The organism is Phenylobacterium sp. LjRoot225, assembly GCF_964252855.1.
Taxonomy (GTDB): domain Bacteria; phylum Pseudomonadota; class Alphaproteobacteria; order Caulobacterales; family Caulobacteraceae; genus Phenylobacterium.
The window spans coordinates 850,577-869,029 of sequence record NZ_CAXUPL020000002.1 but is presented as its reverse complement, the minus strand read 5'-3'; the positions used below and the strand labels follow the sequence as shown (position 1 = coordinate 869,029).

At 66.9% G+C, this 18,453-nt stretch carries 15 protein-coding genes; 7 read left to right on the top strand and 8 right to left on the bottom strand.

Features of this window, described 5'->3' with window-relative positions:
• The first annotated feature begins 223 nt into the window (after window positions 1-223).
• Window positions 224-2,188: a glycoside hydrolase family 127 protein gene (locus ACSQ2B_RS14355; protein ID WP_436050782.1), complete on the top strand. Its 1,965-nt coding sequence runs from the start codon at window positions 224-226 to the stop codon at window positions 2,186-2,188.
• 154 nt (window positions 2,189-2,342) lie between these two features.
• On the opposite strand, the gene ACSQ2B_RS14350 is transcribed toward ACSQ2B_RS14355, so the two are convergent.
• The 5 genes from ACSQ2B_RS14350 to ACSQ2B_RS14330 form a co-directional block, all read right to left on the bottom strand.
• On the bottom strand, window positions 2,343-3,650 hold the full coding sequence (locus ACSQ2B_RS14350; RefSeq protein ID WP_436050780.1) for a glycoside hydrolase family 43 protein: 1,308 nt from the start codon (window positions 3,648-3,650) through the stop codon (window positions 2,343-2,345).
• Window positions 3,651-3,713: 63 nt separating this feature from the next.
• The gene (locus ACSQ2B_RS14345; RefSeq protein WP_436050778.1) at window positions 3,714-5,252 is read right to left on the bottom strand and encodes an alpha-N-arabinofuranosidase; all 1,539 of its coding nucleotides are present in this window, start codon (window positions 5,250-5,252) and stop codon (window positions 3,714-3,716) included.
• Window positions 5,253-5,526: 274 nt separating this feature from the next.
• The gene (locus tag ACSQ2B_RS14340; protein WP_436050777.1) at window positions 5,527-6,858 is read right to left on the bottom strand and encodes a glycoside hydrolase family 27 protein; all 1,332 of its coding nucleotides are present in this window, start codon (window positions 6,856-6,858) and stop codon (window positions 5,527-5,529) included.
• Window positions 6,855-7,493, bottom strand: coding sequence for a 2-dehydro-3-deoxy-6-phosphogalactonate aldolase (locus ACSQ2B_RS14335; protein ID WP_436050775.1), 639 nt, complete (start codon window positions 7,491-7,493; stop codon window positions 6,855-6,857). The genes ACSQ2B_RS14340 and ACSQ2B_RS14335 overlap by 4 nt, the downstream gene beginning before the upstream one ends.
• On the bottom strand, window positions 7,490-8,368 hold the full coding sequence (locus ACSQ2B_RS14330; RefSeq protein ID WP_436050773.1) for a 2-dehydro-3-deoxygalactonokinase: 879 nt from the start codon (window positions 8,366-8,368) through the stop codon (window positions 7,490-7,492). Before ACSQ2B_RS14330 ends, ACSQ2B_RS14335 begins: the two co-directional genes overlap by 4 nt.
• 282 nt (window positions 8,369-8,650) lie before the next feature.
• Between ACSQ2B_RS14330 and ACSQ2B_RS14325 the strand changes: the two genes are divergently transcribed.
• Together ACSQ2B_RS14325 and ACSQ2B_RS14320 are read left to right on the top strand one after the other, a co-directional pair.
• Complete coding sequence (locus ACSQ2B_RS14325; RefSeq protein ID WP_436050772.1) at window positions 8,651-9,532, top strand: SMP-30/gluconolactonase/LRE family protein; 882 nt, start codon at window positions 8,651-8,653, stop codon at window positions 9,530-9,532.
• Window positions 9,533-9,623: 91 nt separating this feature from the next.
• Window positions 9,624-10,772, top strand: a complete 1,149-nt coding sequence (locus ACSQ2B_RS14320; protein WP_436050771.1) for an aldose epimerase family protein — start codon at window positions 9,624-9,626, stop codon at window positions 10,770-10,772.
• Window positions 10,773-10,794: 22 nt separating this feature from the next.
• Here ACSQ2B_RS14320 and ACSQ2B_RS14315 read toward each other — a convergent pair whose 3' ends face one another.
• A complete protein-coding gene (locus tag ACSQ2B_RS14315) occupies window positions 10,795-11,610 on the bottom strand; it encodes a FadR/GntR family transcriptional regulator (protein WP_436050769.1) in 816 nt (271 codons plus the stop codon).
• Between the two features lie 39 nt (window positions 11,611-11,649).
• Entirely contained in the window at window positions 11,650-11,904 is a 255-nt protein-coding gene (locus ACSQ2B_RS14310; protein WP_436050768.1) for a hypothetical protein, read from the bottom strand.
• A gap of 242 nt (window positions 11,905-12,146) precedes the next feature.
• Here ACSQ2B_RS14310 and ACSQ2B_RS14305 point away from each other — a divergent pair, with 242 nt between their 5' ends.
• The 4 genes from ACSQ2B_RS14305 to ACSQ2B_RS14290 all read left to right on the top strand — a co-directional run bounded on the left by ACSQ2B_RS14305 (window position 12,147) and on the right by ACSQ2B_RS14290 (window position 17,254).
• Complete coding sequence (locus tag ACSQ2B_RS14305; RefSeq protein ID WP_436050767.1) at window positions 12,147-13,703, top strand: alpha-N-arabinofuranosidase; 1,557 nt, start codon at window positions 12,147-12,149, stop codon at window positions 13,701-13,703.
• A gap of 163 nt (window positions 13,704-13,866) precedes the next feature.
• Window positions 13,867-15,117 carry an oligosaccharide MFS transporter gene (locus ACSQ2B_RS14300; RefSeq protein WP_436050766.1) on the top strand — a complete coding sequence of 417 codons (1,251 nt, stop codon included), beginning with the start codon at window positions 13,867-13,869 and terminating at the stop codon, window positions 15,115-15,117.
• A gap of 8 nt (window positions 15,118-15,125) precedes the next feature.
• Window positions 15,126-16,322 carry a glycoside hydrolase family 88 protein gene (locus ACSQ2B_RS14295; RefSeq protein WP_436050765.1) on the top strand — a complete coding sequence of 399 codons (1,197 nt, stop codon included), beginning with the start codon at window positions 15,126-15,128 and terminating at the stop codon, window positions 16,320-16,322.
• Complete coding sequence (locus ACSQ2B_RS14290; RefSeq protein WP_436050763.1) at window positions 16,319-17,254, top strand: ROK family protein; 936 nt, start codon at window positions 16,319-16,321, stop codon at window positions 17,252-17,254. The genes ACSQ2B_RS14295 and ACSQ2B_RS14290 overlap by 4 nt, the downstream gene beginning before the upstream one ends.
• A 10-nt stretch (window positions 17,255-17,264) precedes the next feature.
• On the opposite strand, the gene ACSQ2B_RS14285 is transcribed toward ACSQ2B_RS14290, so the two are convergent.
• On the bottom strand, window positions 17,265-18,353 hold the full coding sequence (locus ACSQ2B_RS14285) for a LacI family DNA-binding transcriptional regulator (protein WP_436050762.1): 1,089 nt from the start codon (window positions 18,351-18,353) through the stop codon (window positions 17,265-17,267).
• Between the last annotated feature and the right edge of the window lie 100 nt (window positions 18,354-18,453).

Here is an 18,453-nt window from a genome sequence, read left to right as displayed (position 1 = left end):
TATAGTCGGACAACTTCGTCAGGGCAAGCAGTCATGGTTGATGTGGCGGCGAAGCCGCTTCGCTCTGTGTCTGAAAGGGCGTGAAGGCTGTGGTGAGGCATGCGACGGAGGACACTGTCGCGGTGCGCGAAAGCCTCTATCATACCATCTGAAAACAATATAGTCGGACTTATTGGCGAGCGGACCGTTGCAATGTCCCGGCCGAAATCGGAGGGAGGATCGGATGGCGACGCAGCGGATGGTGATCGGCCGGCGCGGCTTTTCCCTGGCGCTCGTGAGCTCCCCGCTCGCCCTGGCGACTTCCGCCAGCGCACAGCAGGCCGCCGCACAGAAGGCGGCGGCGCAGCCGGCGTCCGACGAACCGTTCGAGCGGATCGCGTCGGTCGCAATGACCAAGGTCGAGCCGGCGGTCCGAACCTATCCGTTGGGCGCGGTCCAGCTGCTGGGTGGACCGTTTCGAGACGCGCAGCAGGCGAACATCGCCTATATGAAGAGGCTGGCGACCGATCGGCTGCTGCATGTCTTCCGCCTGAATGCGGGCCTGCCGAGCCAGGCGCAGCCGCTTGGCGGCTGGGAGGCGCCCGACTGCGAGCTGCGCGGCCACTTTGTGGGCCACTACCTGTCTGGCGCGGCGACCGCCTTCGCCGCAACGGGCGATACGGAGATGCGCGACCGCGGCGCCGCTCTCGTGGAGGGCCTCGCGGAATGCCAAGCCAAGCTCGATCAGGACGGCTATCTGGCCGCCTTTCCCCTTAGCTTCTTCGACCGGCTCGCCGCCACCGGCAAGGTCTGGGTGCCCTTCTACACTCTGCACAAGATCATGGCGGGGCTGCTCGACATGCATCGGCTCGCCGGCGACCAGGCCGCGCTTCCAGTGCTTGTCGGAATGGCCGGATGGGTGGACCGCTGGACCGCCGCTCAGGGCGAGGGTCGCATGCAGACGATCCTCGAGGTGGAGTTCGGCGGCATGAACGAGCTTCTTTACAACCTCGCGGAGACGACCGGCGACGCGCGCTGGATCGCCGTCGGCGATCGCTTCACCAAGAAGCGGGTGCTGAACCCGCTCGCCAGCCGCCGGGACGAGTTGCGCGGGCTGCACATGAACACCCACGTGCCGCAGCTCGTCGGCGCCGCACGACGCTACGAGCTTTCTGGCGACCGCCGCTTCGGCGACGCGGCGAGCTTTTTCTGGGACACGGTCGTCCAGTCGCGGACCTACGCCACGGGCGGGTCGAGCAATGACGAGCATTGGCAGGCCGGGCCCCACCGCCTGGCGGCAGAGTGGAGCAGGTCCGACAACCACCAGGAGTGCTGCTGCGCATACAACATGATGAAGCTCACCACGCGGCTGTTCACCTGGGCGCCGCGGGTCGAGCTAATGGACTATTACGAGCGCAACCTGCTCAATCACCGCCTCGGCGCCATCCACCCGAAGACCGGGGTGAGCACCTACTTCCTGTCGATAGCGCCGGGTGGCTGGAAAGCCTGGGCGACCGAGGATGCGACCTTCTGGTGCTGCAGCGGCACCGCGCTCGAGGACTTCTCGCAACTCGGCTCGATGATCTATGCGCACGATGCGCAAGGCGTTTACGTGAACTTGTTCGTCGCCTCGGAGCTGAGCTGGGCGGACCGGGGCGTGACCTTGCGCCAGGAGACCGCGTTCCCGACCAGCGACCGCACGACCCTGGTGGTCAAGGCGACCGACGGGCGTCCGTGGACGCTGCGCCTGCGGATCCCCGGCTGGACCAGCGAAGCGGCCCGCGTGCGGATCAACGGCAGGCCGGTCGAGGCCATGGCCGCGCCGGGCAGCTACGTCAAGCTGACGCGCCGCTGGAAGACCGGCGACCGGATCGAATTCGAGATGCCGATGCGCCTGACAAAGGAGCCGTTTCCCGACGATTCGAGTCTCTTCGCGATCCGCTACGGACCGGTCGTGCTCGCGCAGCAGATCCCTCTCGGCACGATTGTGGCCTCGCTGAGCGGCGGGAACGGTGTCGACCTCAAGAAGGCGCCGCCGCCAGTCGAGCCGGCGATGCTGCCGGCGGACGTGATCGATCGCATGGAGCGCCTGTCGCCGACGTCACTCGCGTTCGAGACGCAAGTCGCGGGCGGTACGGTCCTGTTCAAGCCGGTGAGCGAGAGCTTCGAGCGCTTCGCCGCCTATTCGCGGACCGCTCAGCTCGCGTGAGGGCGGCGGTGGAGGGCCGCCGAATTGGGGCCGCCCGCCGCCAGGACAATTCTCCACCGCTGGCCCACCTCCGACGAGCGGACCTTTCGAACTTCGGTTCGGGGTGGTTTCGAGCCGCGGACGTGAGGGGCGATGACCACGTTCACGTCCGACCTCATCTCAAGGCTTCCGTTAAGCGGACGCGGTGTTGACGTGCACCGCGCCTGCCCGTCCACATCACTCTTGCCGAGATACCTGGCTTTTTCGCCGAGGTCGCGAAGTAGTCCTGCAGGTGCTTGGCTTCCTGCGGAGTGATCGCAATCACCGCGCCGTGCTTGGGGTTGGCGAAGTTCGTCGTTTTCATGGGCGAGCCCGGCTCGTTGAAGCGCCCGATGTTCCTGAAGTGGATGAAGTCCGTCGTTTCTGAAAAGCCCATGTTGTTCTTCGGCTTGGCGCCGAAGACGTCGTACATCAGGACGTAGGTGCCCGTGCCCTGGCGACGCCACACGTTCGGCGCTTCGGTCGCGACCGTCTCGGGATCGACCTTCTTCGGATCGAAGACGTAGCCCTCGTTGATCTTGTCCGAGACGGCTTGGCGCAGATAGCCCGGCTTGTCGTGCAGCACGTAGATCAGGTGAAACTTGTTCCCGACCTTGGTGATGTCACCGTCTATGGCGCTCTTTCCAGGCACGGTGAGCAAGGGCTTGGGCGCGGTCTCCAGCTTGGTGAAAGCGTCGTTGGCGTAGGAATAGACCATGTAGTTGCTGGTGTTTTTCACTCGCGTCGTGAAATAGACCATCAGCTTCTTCTGGACCGGATCATAGGTCGTTTCCGGCGCCCAGACCGCGCCGAGGTCCTTCACCTCATCGAAAACGTCACCGATGGGGACGCGCGCATGTGTCCAATGGTTCAGATCGTAGGACTTCATCAGGATGAGGTTCTTGTTGTTGCCCCATCCGTAGTCGGCCTGGGGGCGCTCCCATTCGGTGGCGCGAAGCCCCGCCTCGCGCGCGAAGATGTGGAGGTCCGTCATCGCCATGTAGAAGGCGCCGTCGGGCCCTCGGAAGAGGTGAGGATCGCGCACGCCCTTCTGCTCGGCCAGTTGCGCGCCCAGGAAGATCGGTTCGCCATTGTTGACGTCCGTGAACGTGTAGCCGTCCTTCGACGTGGCGAAGTAGATCGAATGAGTCTCGTCCTTGAAGTAGACGAACAGGTACGCGCTGAGCGCGCTGGGCTTGGGCATGGCGCGTTTCGTCGGGAGCGTCAGTCGATCGACGAGCTTCAAAAGCTTTTGGGGAGGCGACGCCTTAACGCTGGCGATCTCTTGCGCCGTCGCAGCCTGGAAGCCGCTGACCGACAGCAGGATGGCGGCGCAGGCCAATGTGGTTTTGAGGTGTTTCACTTGCCTCTCCCCTGGATGGCGTAAGCTCGGCAGCGCGACGTGCGTTGACGCATGGGTCTTTCGCGTCTTCTCCGGCTGCACGGCGGCTCCGTCAGCCCGACCGTGATCGTTGTCAGGCGACGCCGTTGGTGACGCGGAACATCGTCAGCGCGCCGGATCGAGCCCGATCACCGTCACCGAATGGGGCGGCAACTCGAGCACAGCGACCTTGCCCAAGGCTTGGATCGTGATCGGCTGGGGCGCCACGCGCGTCGGCGCATCGAATGAATTGAAGCTGCCCATCTGGTCGCCCGCCAGGGTTTGCCCCCGCGCGCCGGCGAAGGTGAACCCCGGGACGTCAGCCTTGATCTGAAGCGGTCGCCTTGGGTCCAAATTGGTCAAGGAGAGCCACAGCTTGCGGTCCTTGCCGATCGCACCGATGGCGTCCAGGCGCGGCAGGGCGATGTCGCCTTCCGTGTAGGCGCCAGACGAATAGTTGACCGAAATCAGCTTCGCATCCTGGAACGGCACATACATGTGGAACAGGTGATAAGTCGGCGTCAGGACGATCTTTTCGTCCTTGGTGAGGATCATGGCCTGCAAGGCGTTGATCATCTGAGCGATATTGGCGCCCCTCACCCGATCGGCATGGCGCGCGAAGATGTTGAGGTTGAGCGCTGCGATGACCGCGTCACGCTGCGTGTTTTGCTGATAGAGTGAATAGTCCGGTTCACCCTCTTCGGGCGCGAACCAGGTCCCCCACTCGTCGACGATCAGGCCGACCTTCTTGTCGGGGTCGTACTTGTCCATGACGGCGGCGTGTTTGCTGACCCGCTCTTCCATCCGCAAGGTGTTCTTGAGCAAGGCGGCGTACTGAGCGGTCGTAAAGCCGGTCGCCCGCTCGCCGGTCCCCTTGGCCCATGTGTAGCTGTGCAGGGAGATCGCATCGATGTCCCAACTCCAGACCCTTTTGGCCCACGCCTGCATGACCGTCTCGGTCCAGGCCTCGTCGTCTTGATCCGGGCCGACTGCGATCTTCATCATCTTGTCGGTCGATTGCTGGGCAGGATTGTAGTTCTTGGTGAAGTTGGAGAACTGCCGCATCTGCTGGACGTAGTCCGCGGCGGTCATCGATCCGCCGCAGCCCCAGGCCTCGTTACCAAGTCCCAGCATCGCCACCTTGTAGGGTTGCGCTCGTCCATTTTGCGCCCGTAGCCGCCCCAATGCGGTCGGCTTGTCGGTCGTCATGTATTCGAGCCACTCGGCCGCCTCCTCCGGGGAGCCGGACCCGACGTTGACGGAAACATAGGCCTCGGCGCCGATCTGGCTGACGAAGTCCATGAACTCGTGCGTGCCAAATTCATTGGACTCGACGACACCGCCCCAGCTCGAATTGACCGTGGCCGGGCGATCTTTCCCGACCCCCTTCTTCCAGTGGTACTCGTCGGCATAACAGCCGCCTGGCCAACGCACGTTCGGTGGCCTGATCGCCTTGAGGGCGGTGACGACGTCGTTGCGGATGCCGCGCGTGTTCGGGATCTTGGAGGCCGGCCCGACCCAAATGCCCCCGTAGACGCCGCGCCCCAGATGCTCGGAAAATTGTCCGAGTATATTGCGACTGATAACCGGGCCCGGCTTTGAAGCGTCCACCGTGATCGCGGTCTGAGCAAACGCAGGCGTCATCCAACACCATGCGATGGTCAAGGCAGCAGCTAACCCGACAGGTCTCATGTCGACTTCCAAATTTGTCTGACTAATGAATCGGTACGGCCAGGGGGGCACGATATCGTTATCATGGCAACCCCGGCACGACCCGTGTCGAGCGCGGCGCTGAAGGGCCAGCCATTTTCTTAAGGTCCGGCATCAGTCAAATCCAATCGTCGACGCCGTCATCGCTGATGTCCGAATTGGGTCCGATCCCGGTCCTTAGTTCCCGCGCCGGCAGCGGACCTCGCCAAGGTCTGCTCGAGCGCCAATGTCATGCGGCGGAGAGCCGATAGAGCGCCGCGCCGTGCCTGGGGATGCTCCGCGCGATCCGTCCGCGGGCGTCGCCGTCGGGGCGCCGCGCCCACAGGTCGCGCACGGCGACGCTGCCGGTCGTCCCCAGCCTCGACAGATCGACGCCGATCTCGCGCGGCGCTGCGCCGGTGTTGAAGAGGGCGAGATACCAGTCGCCGTTCGCCGCGCGCGCCGACCAGACGCGTGCTCCGTCGTCGAGGAAGAGGGGACGGTTGGCGCTCGAGGCCTGGTTGACCGCGATCACTTCCGGATTGGTCAGGAGCGCCTTGGTCGGCGCATCGAGCTGGCGCAGGTCGCCGCCCATGATCAGCGACGACCGGGCGATCGACCAGAGCGTCATCAGGGTGCGCTGCTCGTCCGGGGTGAACCGCGTGTCGCGTGCGCCGAGCGCAAGGCGGCCCAGCGGCAGCATGTCGGCGTCCGGCCAGCGTCCGTCGCCCATGAACGGATTCCAGTTCTCGAGGCGCGTGAATTGTGCCTCTAGCATCGGCCAGTCGTCCCAGAAGTCGTCGGAGATGCGCCACATCTGCGCATGGCGCCGCGCGTGGTCGCCGCGGAGGAGCGGGGTCTCGCCCGGCGACATGCTGAGAATCATCGGCCGCCCGCAGCGCGCGATGGCCCGCGCGATGGCTTCGATCTCCGGCGCGTGCGCGTCATAGGGCCGGCTGAGGTCGTCGACCTTGACGAAATCGACGCCCCAGGATGCGAGCTGCGCGAAGACGCTGTCGTAGTAGGCTTGTGCACCCGGTCGGGACATGTCGAGGCCGTACATGTCGACGTTCCAGGAGCAGATGCTGGAGGTGTCGGCGATGTCCTGGGCGCGTACGCCGGGGGCGCCCATAACCGGCAGGTTGCGCTCGACCGCCAGGCGGGGAATGCCGCGCATCCGGTGCAGGCCGAATCTCAGTCCCAGGCCATGAATGCTGTTGGCGAGCGGCTGAAAGCCGCGGCCGCCCTGGCTCGAGGGGAATCGGTTGGGCGCGGGCAGCAGACGGCCGTAGGGGTCCAGCGTCGGCACGGGATGTTGGCTGTACTCGTAGCCGGTCGCGTCCGGAAGGTACCACTGATGGTCGACCGTCAGGATGTCGTAGCCCGCAGGCAGGAGCTCGCTGCGCATGATCGCGGCCTGCTCCAGTGTCTGCGCCTCGGTGATGGTGGTCGCGAAGCTGTTCCAGCTGTTCCAGCCCATCGGCGGCGTTGGCGCGAGCGGCTTTCGAGGCGCGGCGAGCGAGGGCGCGGGGAGGGTCGCGAGCCCCGCCGCGCCCAGCACAGTGCGTCGCGAAACTTTCATGCGAGCTGCAGGAGGGCGGTGGTGAAGCGGCGGGCGTCGCGGGCGATGGCCTCGACCGGCTTGCCGGCGCTGTAGAGAGCGGAGCCGAGCCCGAAGCCGTCGGCGCCCGCCGCGCGCCAGGCTGGCATGGTTTCGCGGGTCACGCCGCCGACAGCGAGCACCTTTGCGTCGCCGGGCAAGACGGCGCGCTGGGCTTTCAGAAAGGCCGGCGAGCCGCCTTCGGCCGGGAACAGTTTGAGCGCGTGCGCGCCGGCGGCGAGCGCGGCGAAGCCTTCGGTCGGGGTGAAATAGCCGGGCAAGGAGATGAGGCCCGTCTCGACCGTCGCCCGAATGACGCCTGGCTCAGTGTTGGGCGAGACCACCAGCGCGCCGCCTGCCGCCGCGACTCGGGGGACCTGGTCGGGCGAAAGCACGGTTCCGGCGCCCACGACCGCACGCCCGGCCAGGCGACTGGCGAGCCGCGCGATGCTGTCATACGGGGACGGCGAGTTGAGCGGCACCTCGATCAAGGTGAAGCCCGCCTCGACGAGCGCCTCGCCCACCTCCGGCGCTTCGGCGGGCGTGACCCCGCGCAAGATCGCCACCAGAGGGCAGGCGTCGAAAGCCTCCGCGAAACGCGCGGCGGGATCGGTCATCGGATCAGTTCCCAAATGCGGTGGATGCCGGCGGTGAAGCCGGCGCGGCTGTCGACCGCTACGGCGCGGCCGCCCGCCGCCTCGATGGCGGCGGCGTAGAGCGGGGCCAGCGGGCCGCTCGCGACCAGGTGGACCTCGCGGCCGGAGATGTCGCTGCGCGCGCCGACGTCTGCGCCGATCAGCACGCCGCTGGCGTATGCGGCGGCGTCGGCGGGCGGCAATACGCCGCTCAGGACAGCTGAGCGCACTTCAAAAAGAGCGACGGCGAGATCCGTCGCGCCGGCGCCGCGCGCCAGGCCACGCTGGAACGCCGGCCCGGCTTCGACCTCGCCGCCGAGCATGCCGGCCAGCACCCCCTGGGCCCGCAGCAGCGCGAACAGTTCGCCCGTCATGGCGGTCGCGAAGTCGACGATGCGCCCGCCTGCCAGCCGGATCCATTTGTTGTGCGTGCCAGGTTGGCAGAACAGCGCGTCGGCCGGCGCCAGGCCGGCGCTCGCCGCCCCGAGCACCTGCACCTCCTCCCCACGCATGACGTCGCAGCGCCGGTCGGTCTGTAGCGAGACGCCGGGCAGGATCACCACTTCGTCGTCGCGAAGCCGGATGTGGGCGCCAGCGAGCGCCGAGAGGTCCGCCGGCGCCGGCGCATAGGGCGCCTCGCGCCAGCCGCGGTTGGAGCCGACCATGCCGGCCGCCAGGATCGGCAGCACGCCCAGCCGCTCTCGGATCGCGACCACCTCGCGTCGATAGTCGTCGCCGACCAGCGACAGCGCGCCGCGATCGTCCTGAAGGGTGTCAAGCACGGTTCCGTCGGACGCCATCAGGTAGGCGCGTCGATTGGTGCTGCCCCAATCGATGGCGATGTAGGTGCTGCTCAAGGACGTGCTGCGGCGCCTGATCGGCGCTCCTCCCAGTTTCGCGGAGTTGTAGGACAAGATGGTGGGGCGGGCAAGGAGTGGTCGAGTTTGCGCACTGGACCCGCGTCGCCGGAATGGGGCCTGATCTCTCCCGGTGTTAGTGCAGTCGCCGCATCGTGGGACCGCGGCGAGATGTAGCCGCATCCATCACCAAAGCCCATTTATGTCAGACTTATGCTCAGCTACAGGGGGCGGTAACCGGCGCGACAACAGCTGTCGAGCTGGAAACCGAGGAGTCATCGGATGCACGCGGAGGTTCGCACCGTCTGGGCTGGCGGCGCCCTGCTCGGGGAAGGTCCGGCCTGGGACGCACGTTCCGGCACGCTGTGGTTCGTCGATATCAAGCGGCGGCTGGTGCTTCGCTATGAGCCGGCCTCGGGTGAGGTGGCGAGCTGGTCCGCGCCGGCGCAAGTCGGCTGGGTGCTTCCCGCCGATGACGGCCGCTTCATCGTCGGGTTGCAGAGCGGGCTCGCCCGCTTCGATCCCGTAACGGGCGCCTTTGACCCCCTCGCCGACGTCGAGCCGGATCTCCCCGGTAACCGGCTCAACGACGCCACGGTCGGCCCGGACGGGGTCATCTGGTTCGGCTCGATGGACGACGGCGAACGGCAGGCCTCAGGCCGCGTCCATCGCTTCGACGGCCGGCGGGTGACGGCGACCGCGATTGCGCCGGTGACCATCACCAATGGTCCGGGCCTCTCCCCGGACGGACGAACCCTCTACCACGTCGACACTTTGGCCGGGGTCATTCACGCCATACCGGTGGCGGCCGACGGGACGACCGGGCCGGCGCGAGAGTTCGTGCGCATCGACCCCACGCACGGCAATCCCGACGGGGTCACCGCCGACTCGGCTGGCAATGTCTGGGTCGGCCTTTGGGGCGGCTGGTGCGCACGCTGCTATGCGCCCGGCGGCGAGCTGCGGCGCGAAGTGCGGCTGCCGACCGCCAATGTCACCAAGGTCGCGCTCGGCGGCGCCCACCTCAAGACCGCCTATGTCACCACCGCCAGCATTGGGCTCGCCGAGGCGGCGCTGGCGGCCCAGCCCGAGGCTGGCGGTCTGTTCGCCTTCGAGGTCGATGTGCCGGGTCAGCGGCTGCCGCTCGCGCGATCGGGCTGCGCCTGACGTTTAGTCGCTTGTGTCGCTTTATTATGTCTGACTATATCTCGCCGCAACCGGCGGATCCGCTCGTACTGGACATCGCGGGAGGGAATTGATGAGCAGGGTGAGGGCGCTTCTTATCTCGGTTTGTGCGGCCGGCGCCCTTGCGTGCGCCAACCCCGCATCCGCCGCCACCGCCCAGCGCGAGCCGTTCGGCACGCTCGCCGATGGGACGGTCGTCGAGGCGGTGACGTTGACGGGCGCAAACGGCGTCAGCGCGCGGATCATTTCCTTCGGCGCGACGCTGCAGGCCTTCAAGGCGCCCGATCGCCATGGCCGTATCGCCGACCTCGAGCTCGGCTATGACGATCTCGCCGGCTACGTCGATCACCCAAACTATTTCGGCGTGACGGTCGGACGCTACGCCAACCGCATCGCCGGCGGGCGCTTCGCCCTGGACGGCAAGTCCTACCAGCTGGCGCTCAACGACAAGACCAACTCCCTGCATGGCGGGGTCCGGGGATTTGACCGGCTGCCTTGGCGGATATTGTCGGTCAAGCAGGGCGCCGCCGGCGCGAGCGTCACCTTGGGGCTGACCAGTCCGGCTGGGGACCAGGGCTATCCTGGCGCTGTCCAGGCGACGGCGACCTATACGCTGGACGACAAGGGCTCGCTGACGATCGACTATGACGCCACGAGCGACGTCCCAACCCTCGTGAACATGACCAACCACGCCATCTTGAACCTTGCTGGCGAGGGCTCCGGCGACGATGTGCTCGGCTATCGATTGACCATTCCGGCGAGCCGCTACACGCCAGTCGACGCGGCTCTGATCCCGACGGGGGAGCTGAAGGCGGTCGCAGGGACGGTGTTTGACTTCACTCAGGGGCGTATCCTGGCGGATGGGGTTCGTGACGGTCGCGATCCGCAGGTCGTCATCGGCCGCGGATACGACCACAATTTCGCGCTCGACGCCGGCCTCACCGCCCAACCGAAGCTCGCCGCGCGCCTGGAGGACCCCGTCTCGGGGCGCGTCCTGGAGGTGCTGAGCACCGAGCCAGGACTACAGCTCTACAGCGGCAACTTTCTTGACGGGACCTATGTCGGCAAAGGGGGCCACGTGTACCGGATGGGCGACGGGATCGCGCTGGAGCCGCAGAAGTTCCCGAACGCGCCCAATCAGCCGTCGTTCGCCTCGGCGCGGATCGAGCCGGGCAGGCCCTATCACCACCGCATGATATTCCGCATTTCGACGGCGCGTTGATTGCGGCCCTCGCCGGCGACGATCACGCCCGCGGAGCGGCGGCGAGCGGTTGCGCATTGAGCGCGGCTTCGGTGTCTATCTGCGCCTGGCGCACCAGCACTTCGGTCGCCTGGCGCGCCGCCGCTGCGTCGCTGTTGGCGATCGCCTCGAACAGCTCCCGGTGCTGCGGGATCGGATCGCGGGGGTGGCGGCTGGTTCTGTATTTGAAATAGGTGGTCCAGCGGACCGCCGCCGCGATGCTGCCGGAGAGCGTGACCAGCAGTTCGTTCCCGGTCGCCTCAAGAATTGCGGCGTGGAACCGCTGGTCTGCGTCCTGGCCCTCTTGGGTCGCCAGTCCGTGCTGCGCCATCATCTCGAGCGCATGGCCCATCCGGGAAAGCTGGCGAGACGTGCGGCCGACGGCCGCCAGTTCCGCCGCGGCGGGTTCGACGATCATCCGGAGCTGAAAAAGGCTCCTCACAAATCCGAGCGGCGGCGCGCCTTCGAACATCCAGGCGAGGAGGTCGGGGGAGAGCAGGTTCCAATGGCTGCGATCCCGAACCCGGGTCCCGGCCTTCGGCCGGCTCTCGAGCATTCCATTCGCCGAGAGCGTGCGAAAGGCCTCGCGCACGACACTGCGCGACACGCCCAGTTGTTCGGCAAATTCGACCTCGCCGGGGAGGTGGTGACCGGGCGGATAACGACCGGTGACAATGGCGACGCCGAGGTCTTTTGAGATCTTCGCATGAGCCGGTTCACGACGCTTAACTTCAGCCAACCGCGCCCTCCCAACGCCGCCCAAACCAAATGCGGACAGGCCGCACCCGCAGGATATCGACGATCGCGTGGGCGAAGGCAAGATGTCTTGCGACCGACTGTTGCAGATTTTGTCAGGTATTTAGAACGAAGTCGGGTGAACGACGATGTGCTCGTGATCGCGCAAAATATAGTCGCGCCGCTTTTTCTGTCCGGCGCCGGCGCCGGGTCTTCTCTCCGCCCGGACGATGTTCCGCGAATGCTGCTGTCCGCCCCTTGAATCGGTGAATTTTTTGGGGGCTCGGACGGCTAGCCAGCTGCGCGCGCGCGGCGCGCGCCGGGCCGCGGCCTCGGCTGCGCGGCGCGCCAGATCCGCGCCGCCGAGAGGGCCTTGCATGATATCGATCCCATATATATTGTCGGACAACAAGCGGGTGGGAAACGTGTCGAGGATGTAGGCTGTTGGCGATGCATTCGCTGTTGCTCGCCTGCGCTTCGCGCGCCTTCGCGCCCGGGGTGTCCGCGCAGGACGCGCTCCCGCCGAGCTGGTCTGCTGCCGCTGCCGCCATCGCCTGCCGTCCCTCATCCACGAGGGCGGGACCCCGTGACCGCACGCCTCGCGCGCGCAATGGAGACTTGATGATGCGTATCGTTTTGAGCGCGGTTGCTGCGCTCCTGCTCGCCACGCCGGCCGCGGCGCAGCAAGCGACCGATGCCGCCCCGGACGTGGTGACTGTGCGTGGCGATCAACCCGCGCCCAAGTTCGACCGGCGGATCTTCGGTCAGTTCGCCGAACACCTTGGGACCGGCGTCTATGGCGGCGTCTGGGTCGGGCCGGACAGCAAGATCCCCAACATCAACGGCTATCGACGCGACGTCGTCGACGCCCTCAAGGCCATTCGCGTGCCGGTCGTCCGCTGGCCCGGAGGCTGCTTCGCCGACGAGTATCATTGGCGCGAGGGCGTGGGGCCGCGATCCAAACGCAAGGTCAAGATCAACACCAACTGGGGCGGCGTGACTGAGGACAACGCCTTCGGGACTCATGAGTTCATGGACTTCTCCGAGCTGATCGGGGCCGAGCCCTATGTCTCCGGCAACGTCGGCTCGGCGCCGCCGTTCGAGATGGCGGAATGGGTCGAGTACATGACCTCGCCGACGGGCTCGAGCCTCGCCAAGGAGCGGGCGGCGAACGGGCGCAAGGCGCCCTGGAAGCTCCCTATGTTCGGGCTGGGCAACGAGCTCTGGGGCTGCGGCGGCGAGATGCGTCCCGAATACGCCGCTGACCTCACCCGCCGATACAGCACCTTCGTGAAAATGCCGGCCGGCCAGCGGGTGATGAAGATCGCCAGCGGGGCCAACGCGGACGATCTCAACTGGACCGAGGTGATGATGCGCCAGGCCGGCGGGTCGTTCGACGGCATCGGCGTGCACTACTACACCATCCCCTACGCCTGGTCGCACAAGGGCGCCGCGACGGGCTTTGACGAGGACGGCTGGGCGCGCACGCTCGCCAAGACGGTGCGCATGGACGAGATCATCACCGGCCATGCCCGGGTCATGGACAAATACGATCCTAAGAAACGCGTCGCGCTGCTGATCGACGAGTGGGGAACCTGGTATGACGTCGAGCCGGGCTCCAACCCAGGCTTCCTCTATCAACAGAACACCTTGCGCGACGCGCTGGTCACCAGCCTGAACTTCGACATCTTCGCGCGCCACACTGATCGCGTGCGGGGCGCCAACATCGCGCAGATGGTCAATGTGCTGCAAGCGATGCTGTTGACCGACGGCGCGCGCATGGTGAAGACGCCGACTTACTGGGTCTTCGACATGTACAAGGACTATCAGGACGCGACGGTGCTGCCCGTCGACGTTCAGTCCCGCTGGTACAGCAAGAACGAGTGGACGTTGAAGGCGGTGAGCGCCTCGGCCGTGCGGGATGCGAAGGGCGTCGTGCACGTCGGGCTGACCAACGTCGACCCCAACCGATCCGACGTGCTGACGATCAAGCTCGACGGCGTCGGCGCCACAAGCGTGGCTGGCAGGATCCTCACCGCCGCGAGCTTGGATGCGCACAATACCTTCGAGGCTCCGGACGCCTTGAAGCCTGCGCCCTTCACCGGCGCGACGCTGGCGAACGGAACGCTCACCGTGGCTCTGCCGCCCAAGTCGGTGGTGATGCTCGACATTCGGTGAGGGGAGGGCGGCGGACGCACCGTCCAGGCGTTCTGGACGGTGCGCCGCCGCTCCTGTCGACAAAAGTTTCTCTGGTATCGATATCATGGCGGATCTATAAGAGTCTGAGACGCGCGGAAGCGTGCAGGGGGCGAACAACATGCGGAGGGGAGGAGGGGCCGAAGTGACGTCAAGGCGGATCTACGCGCTCCTGAGCGCCTTCCTCTTCCTCTATTTCTTCGCCCAGGCGACGGGCGTGTCGCTGCTCGCGCTGTGGCTTAAGGGGCCCCTCGGCCTGAACGGGGCACAGACGGGGTTGGTCTTCGCCGCCAACTTCGCCTTCGCCATGTGCTTCCAGCCGCTCTACGGCTTCATCGGCGACAAGGTCGGGCTCAGGAAGACGATCTTGTGGATCATCGCCGTCCTGGTCCTGTTCTCGGGCGTCTTCTTCATCTTCATCTACGGCCCCTTGCTGAAGGCGCACCTGGTCGCGGGCGCCTTGGTCGGCGGCGCCTATCTGGGCGTCACCTTTATCGCGGGCAGCTACGCCCTGGAGTCCTACGTCGATCGCGTCGGACGCAAATTCGGCTTCGAATACAGCCGGGCGCGGCTTTGGGGCTCGCTCGGCTTCGCGGCCGCGGCCCTGTTCTCAGGCCGGTTGTTCAGCATCGATCCGGCGATCAACTTCGCCTTGGCGTCCGCCGCGGGCCTGTTGCTGTTGCCCGTCCTGGCGTTCGCCCGAATTCCCGTGAGTTCGCAAGAGGCCTTCGACACCCAGGCGTTGAAGCCGACGGACGCCCTGGCGCTGCTGCGGCTCCCCAAGTTCTGGGGCTTCATGGTGCTGATCCTCGGGGTGACCAATCTCTATCTGGTCTACGATCAGCAGTTCCCCGCCTATTACGCCTCGCAGTTCGCCAATCCGCGCCAGGGCGCGGCCATGTTCGGCTACCTCAACTCGGCCCAGATCTTCGTCGAGGCGGGCATGCTGTTCGTGGCGCCTTTCATCGTGAACCGCACCGGCGCCAAGCGGGGCCTGCTCCTCGCGGCCGCCATCATGATCGTGCGGATCGCCGGCTCCGGCCTGGTCTCGGGGCCGGCGGCGATTTCGGCCATGAAGATGCTGCACTCGATCGAGCTGCCGATCCTCGCGGTCTCCATCTTCCGTTACATCGCGGCCAACTTCGACACCCGCCTGGCGTCCAGCATCTATCTGGTGGGTGTGAGCTTCGGCCATTCGCTCGGCCTCGCCGCGCTGTCCCCGATTGTCGGCCTCGGCTACGACCGCTTCGGCTTCCCGGCCACCTACCTGCTGATCGCCGCCGCGGCCGCGATCTTCTGGCTGGTCTCCCTGTTCAGCCTTTCGGCCACTCCGCCGCGTCAGGGTGGCGGAGAGCGCCTGCCTCCACTCCCGCAAGCCGACCTAGCGCAGCTGTGACGCCCCCTATGCCCACTCCAGACTTCCGCGCCCGCGAACCCCTGCTGCGCCGCAGGGAGGTCTGTCTGCGGCCCGCTCCGAGCCGTGAACGGCTGCAGGCCGTGATCGCCGAGGTGCTGGCTCGCATCGACGACAATCTCGCGGTGTTCACCCATGCCTTCCCGGCGCCCTCCAGCGTCGGCGGCGTCTATCCGGCCATCGGCAACGTCGAGTGGACCAACGGCTTCTGGACCGGGATGCTCTGGCTCGCCTACGAAGTCAGCGGCGAGCCGCGCTATCGCGAGGCAGCCGATCGCCAGGTCCGCAGCTTCCGGCTGCGGCTGGATGGCCGGGTGAACATCGACCATCACGACCTCGGCTTCCTCTACTCGCTCTCCTGCGTCGCCGCCTGGAAGCTGACCGGCGACGCCGACGCGCGCGACACGGCTCGCGAGGCCGCCGACGTCCTGCTCCGGCGCTACCTGCCGACCGCCGGCATCATCCAGGCGTGGGGCGATCTGAGCGACCCTGGACAGGCCGGTCGCATGATCATCGACTGCAACCTCAACCTGCCGCTGCTCTATTGGGCGAGTCGGATCACCGGCGACCGGAAGTACGCGAGCGCGGCGGACACCCACATCGAACAGGCGGTGCGCTACATCGTGCGGGCCGACGGCTCCACCTTTCACACCTACTTCATGGACCCGAAGAGCGGGGCGCCTGTCGGCGGCAAGACGCACCAGGGATATGACGACTCCTCCTGCTGGGCCCGCGGCCAGGCGTGGGGGATCGCAGGCTTCGCCCTTGCGCATCGGAACAAGGCCGATCCGGCCCTGCTGCAACTCGCTGCGCAACTCGCCAACTACTTCCTCAATCGCCTGCCGGAGGATCTCATCTGCTGCTGGGACCTGGTGTTCACCGGCCCGCCGCACCCTCGCGACAGCTCGGCCGCGGCCATCGCCGCCTGCGGCCTCCTGGAGCTGGCAGGCGCCTTGCCTCCGTCGGACCCGGACCGCACCGCCTATCAGGCGGCGGCGCTGGCGATCGTCGACACGCTCGGCGCCCACTACCTGCTGCCGCGCGCCGAGCCCGGAACCGGCGTGCTCGCGCACGGCGTCTACCACATGCCCAACCGCATCGGCGTCGATGAGGCCTGCATCTGGGGCGACTACTTCTTCCTTGAGGCGCTCGTGCGCCTGACTCGTGACTGGGAGCCCTATTGGTGATTCAGATCGGAATCGATTTTGGCGGCACCAAGATCGAGGCGGCGGCGCTGGACGCGTCCGGCGCCTTTCTGGCGCGTCAACGGTCGCCGACCCCGGACTCTTACGACGCCGCGATCCGGGCCGTTCGGGATCTCGTCGCAGGCGTCGAGCAGGCCGTGCAGGCGCCGGGCTCAGTCGGAGTCGGCTGCCCAGGATCGATCTCCCCCAGCACCGGGGTGATGCGCAACGCCAATTCGGTCTACCTCAACGGCCGCCGGTTCGGGGAAGACCTTGGCGCCGCGCTCGGTCGCGAGATCCGGCTCGCCAATGACGCCAACTGCCTGGCCCTTTCGGAAGCCGCCGACGGCGCGGCGGCCGGCGCCGCCGTGGCGTTCGCCGTCGTCGCCGGCACGGGCTGCGGGGGCGGTCTCGTGGTGGGCGGCGCGCTGGTCGAGGGCCATAACGGCATCGCGGGGGAATGGGGGCACACGCCTCTGCCCTGGCCCGCCCCGGACGAAAGCCCAGGACCGCGATGCTGGTGCGGCCAGCATGGCTGCCTGGAGACCTGGGTCTCCGGGACCGGCCTGCAGCGCGACTACGCCGAGCAGGTCGCGCCGGGCGTCGTCGCCGAGGAGGTTGTCACGCGGTTCCGTGCGGGGGAGCCTGGCGCTGTCGCCGCCTTCGACCGCTACGTGGATCGCCTGGGCCGCGCCATTGCGGTGGTGTGCAACATGGTGGATCCGGACGTGATCGTCCTGGGGGGCGGCATGTCCAACGTCGCCGAACTCTATGAGCGTCTGCCCCAGGTCATCGAACGGCGCGTCTTCTCGGATCGCTGGTCGGCGCGGATCGCGCCGGCGAAGTGGGGGGATTCCTCGGGCGTGAGAGGCGCGGCGCGCCTGTGGCCAAGCCAGGCGGCCCCGGTGTCGAGCACAAGCCCCGAGGGCGCATAGCGCCCCGCGGCTAGGGCGACGGGGAAGTCCTCCGTTTCTTCTCGCGCCGCAGGGGCGGGGGCGCGGCGGTGGAGTCCCGTTCCACCAGTTTGAACTCCATGAGCTTCTGCACGGGCTGAGGTTTCAGCCCCGTCCGCTGAGCGCGGACCAGGTCGCAGAGGATCGCGACCGCCGCGCTGCCCATGGCGACCACGGGCTGATGGACGGTGGTGAGCTGAGGCCAGATGATGGTCGCCACCGGCGTGTCGTCGAACCCGCAGATGGACAGGTCCTTCGGCACGTCGAGGTGCAGGCCGTGGGCCACCGCCATGGCGGCGGCGGCCATGTCGTCATTGCTGGCGAAGATGGCCGTGGGGCGGTCCTCGCGCTGTAGCAGGCGTCGGGCGGCCGCAAGTCCGGAGCGGTAAGTGAACTTGCCCTCCGCCAGCCGATCGGGCCGGACCTTCAACCCCGCGTCCGCCATGGCCTGCAGGAAGCCTTCGAGCCGGAGCTCGGTCGGGGTGTGCTGCGGGTCGCCCTTGATGAATCCTATGTCCGTGTGCCCGAGGTCGATCAGCCGTCGGGTCATCGCAAGCGCGCCGGCGAAGTCGTCGATCCGCACGGACGAGACGGCCGGATTCGGCCTCGCCGTCGCAAAAGCGAGCGGGATCACGCTCTCGGCCGCGATTAGGTCGACCGTGGCCTTGTTGTCGCACAGGGGCGGCGGAAGCAGGATCGCGTCGACGCCGGATTGAAGCAGCCGCTTCACGGCGGCGCGCTGACTCGCGAGGCCGTCGCACGTTTCCAGGACGAACTGGCTTCCCTGCCGCGTACTCTCTTGGAGCCCGCCCAACATGACCTCATTGAGGTAGGCGGCCGACGGGTTTGAATAGAGCACGCCGACGCGGATCGGGGTCTGGCCCGAACGCGTGCTGCGGGCCGCCAGGTTGGGCGTGTAGTTGAGCGCCTTGATGGAGGCTTGCACGCGCGCCATCATCTCCGGGCTGACGCGATGGCCGCCATTGATCACGCGCGAGACGGTCATCGAACCGACGCCGGCGTGCTTGGCCACGTCATAGATCGTGGCGCCGTCCTTGGAACGGCCGGCCTTCGCCACCATTGCCTCCGCTTTCCTTCCGTCGGGCCTCGGGCCCAGACGATCTAAAGTTGCTCCGGGTGGACTCGGGTCCGCTCTTCTCTACGTCAATCCGCGACAGTCG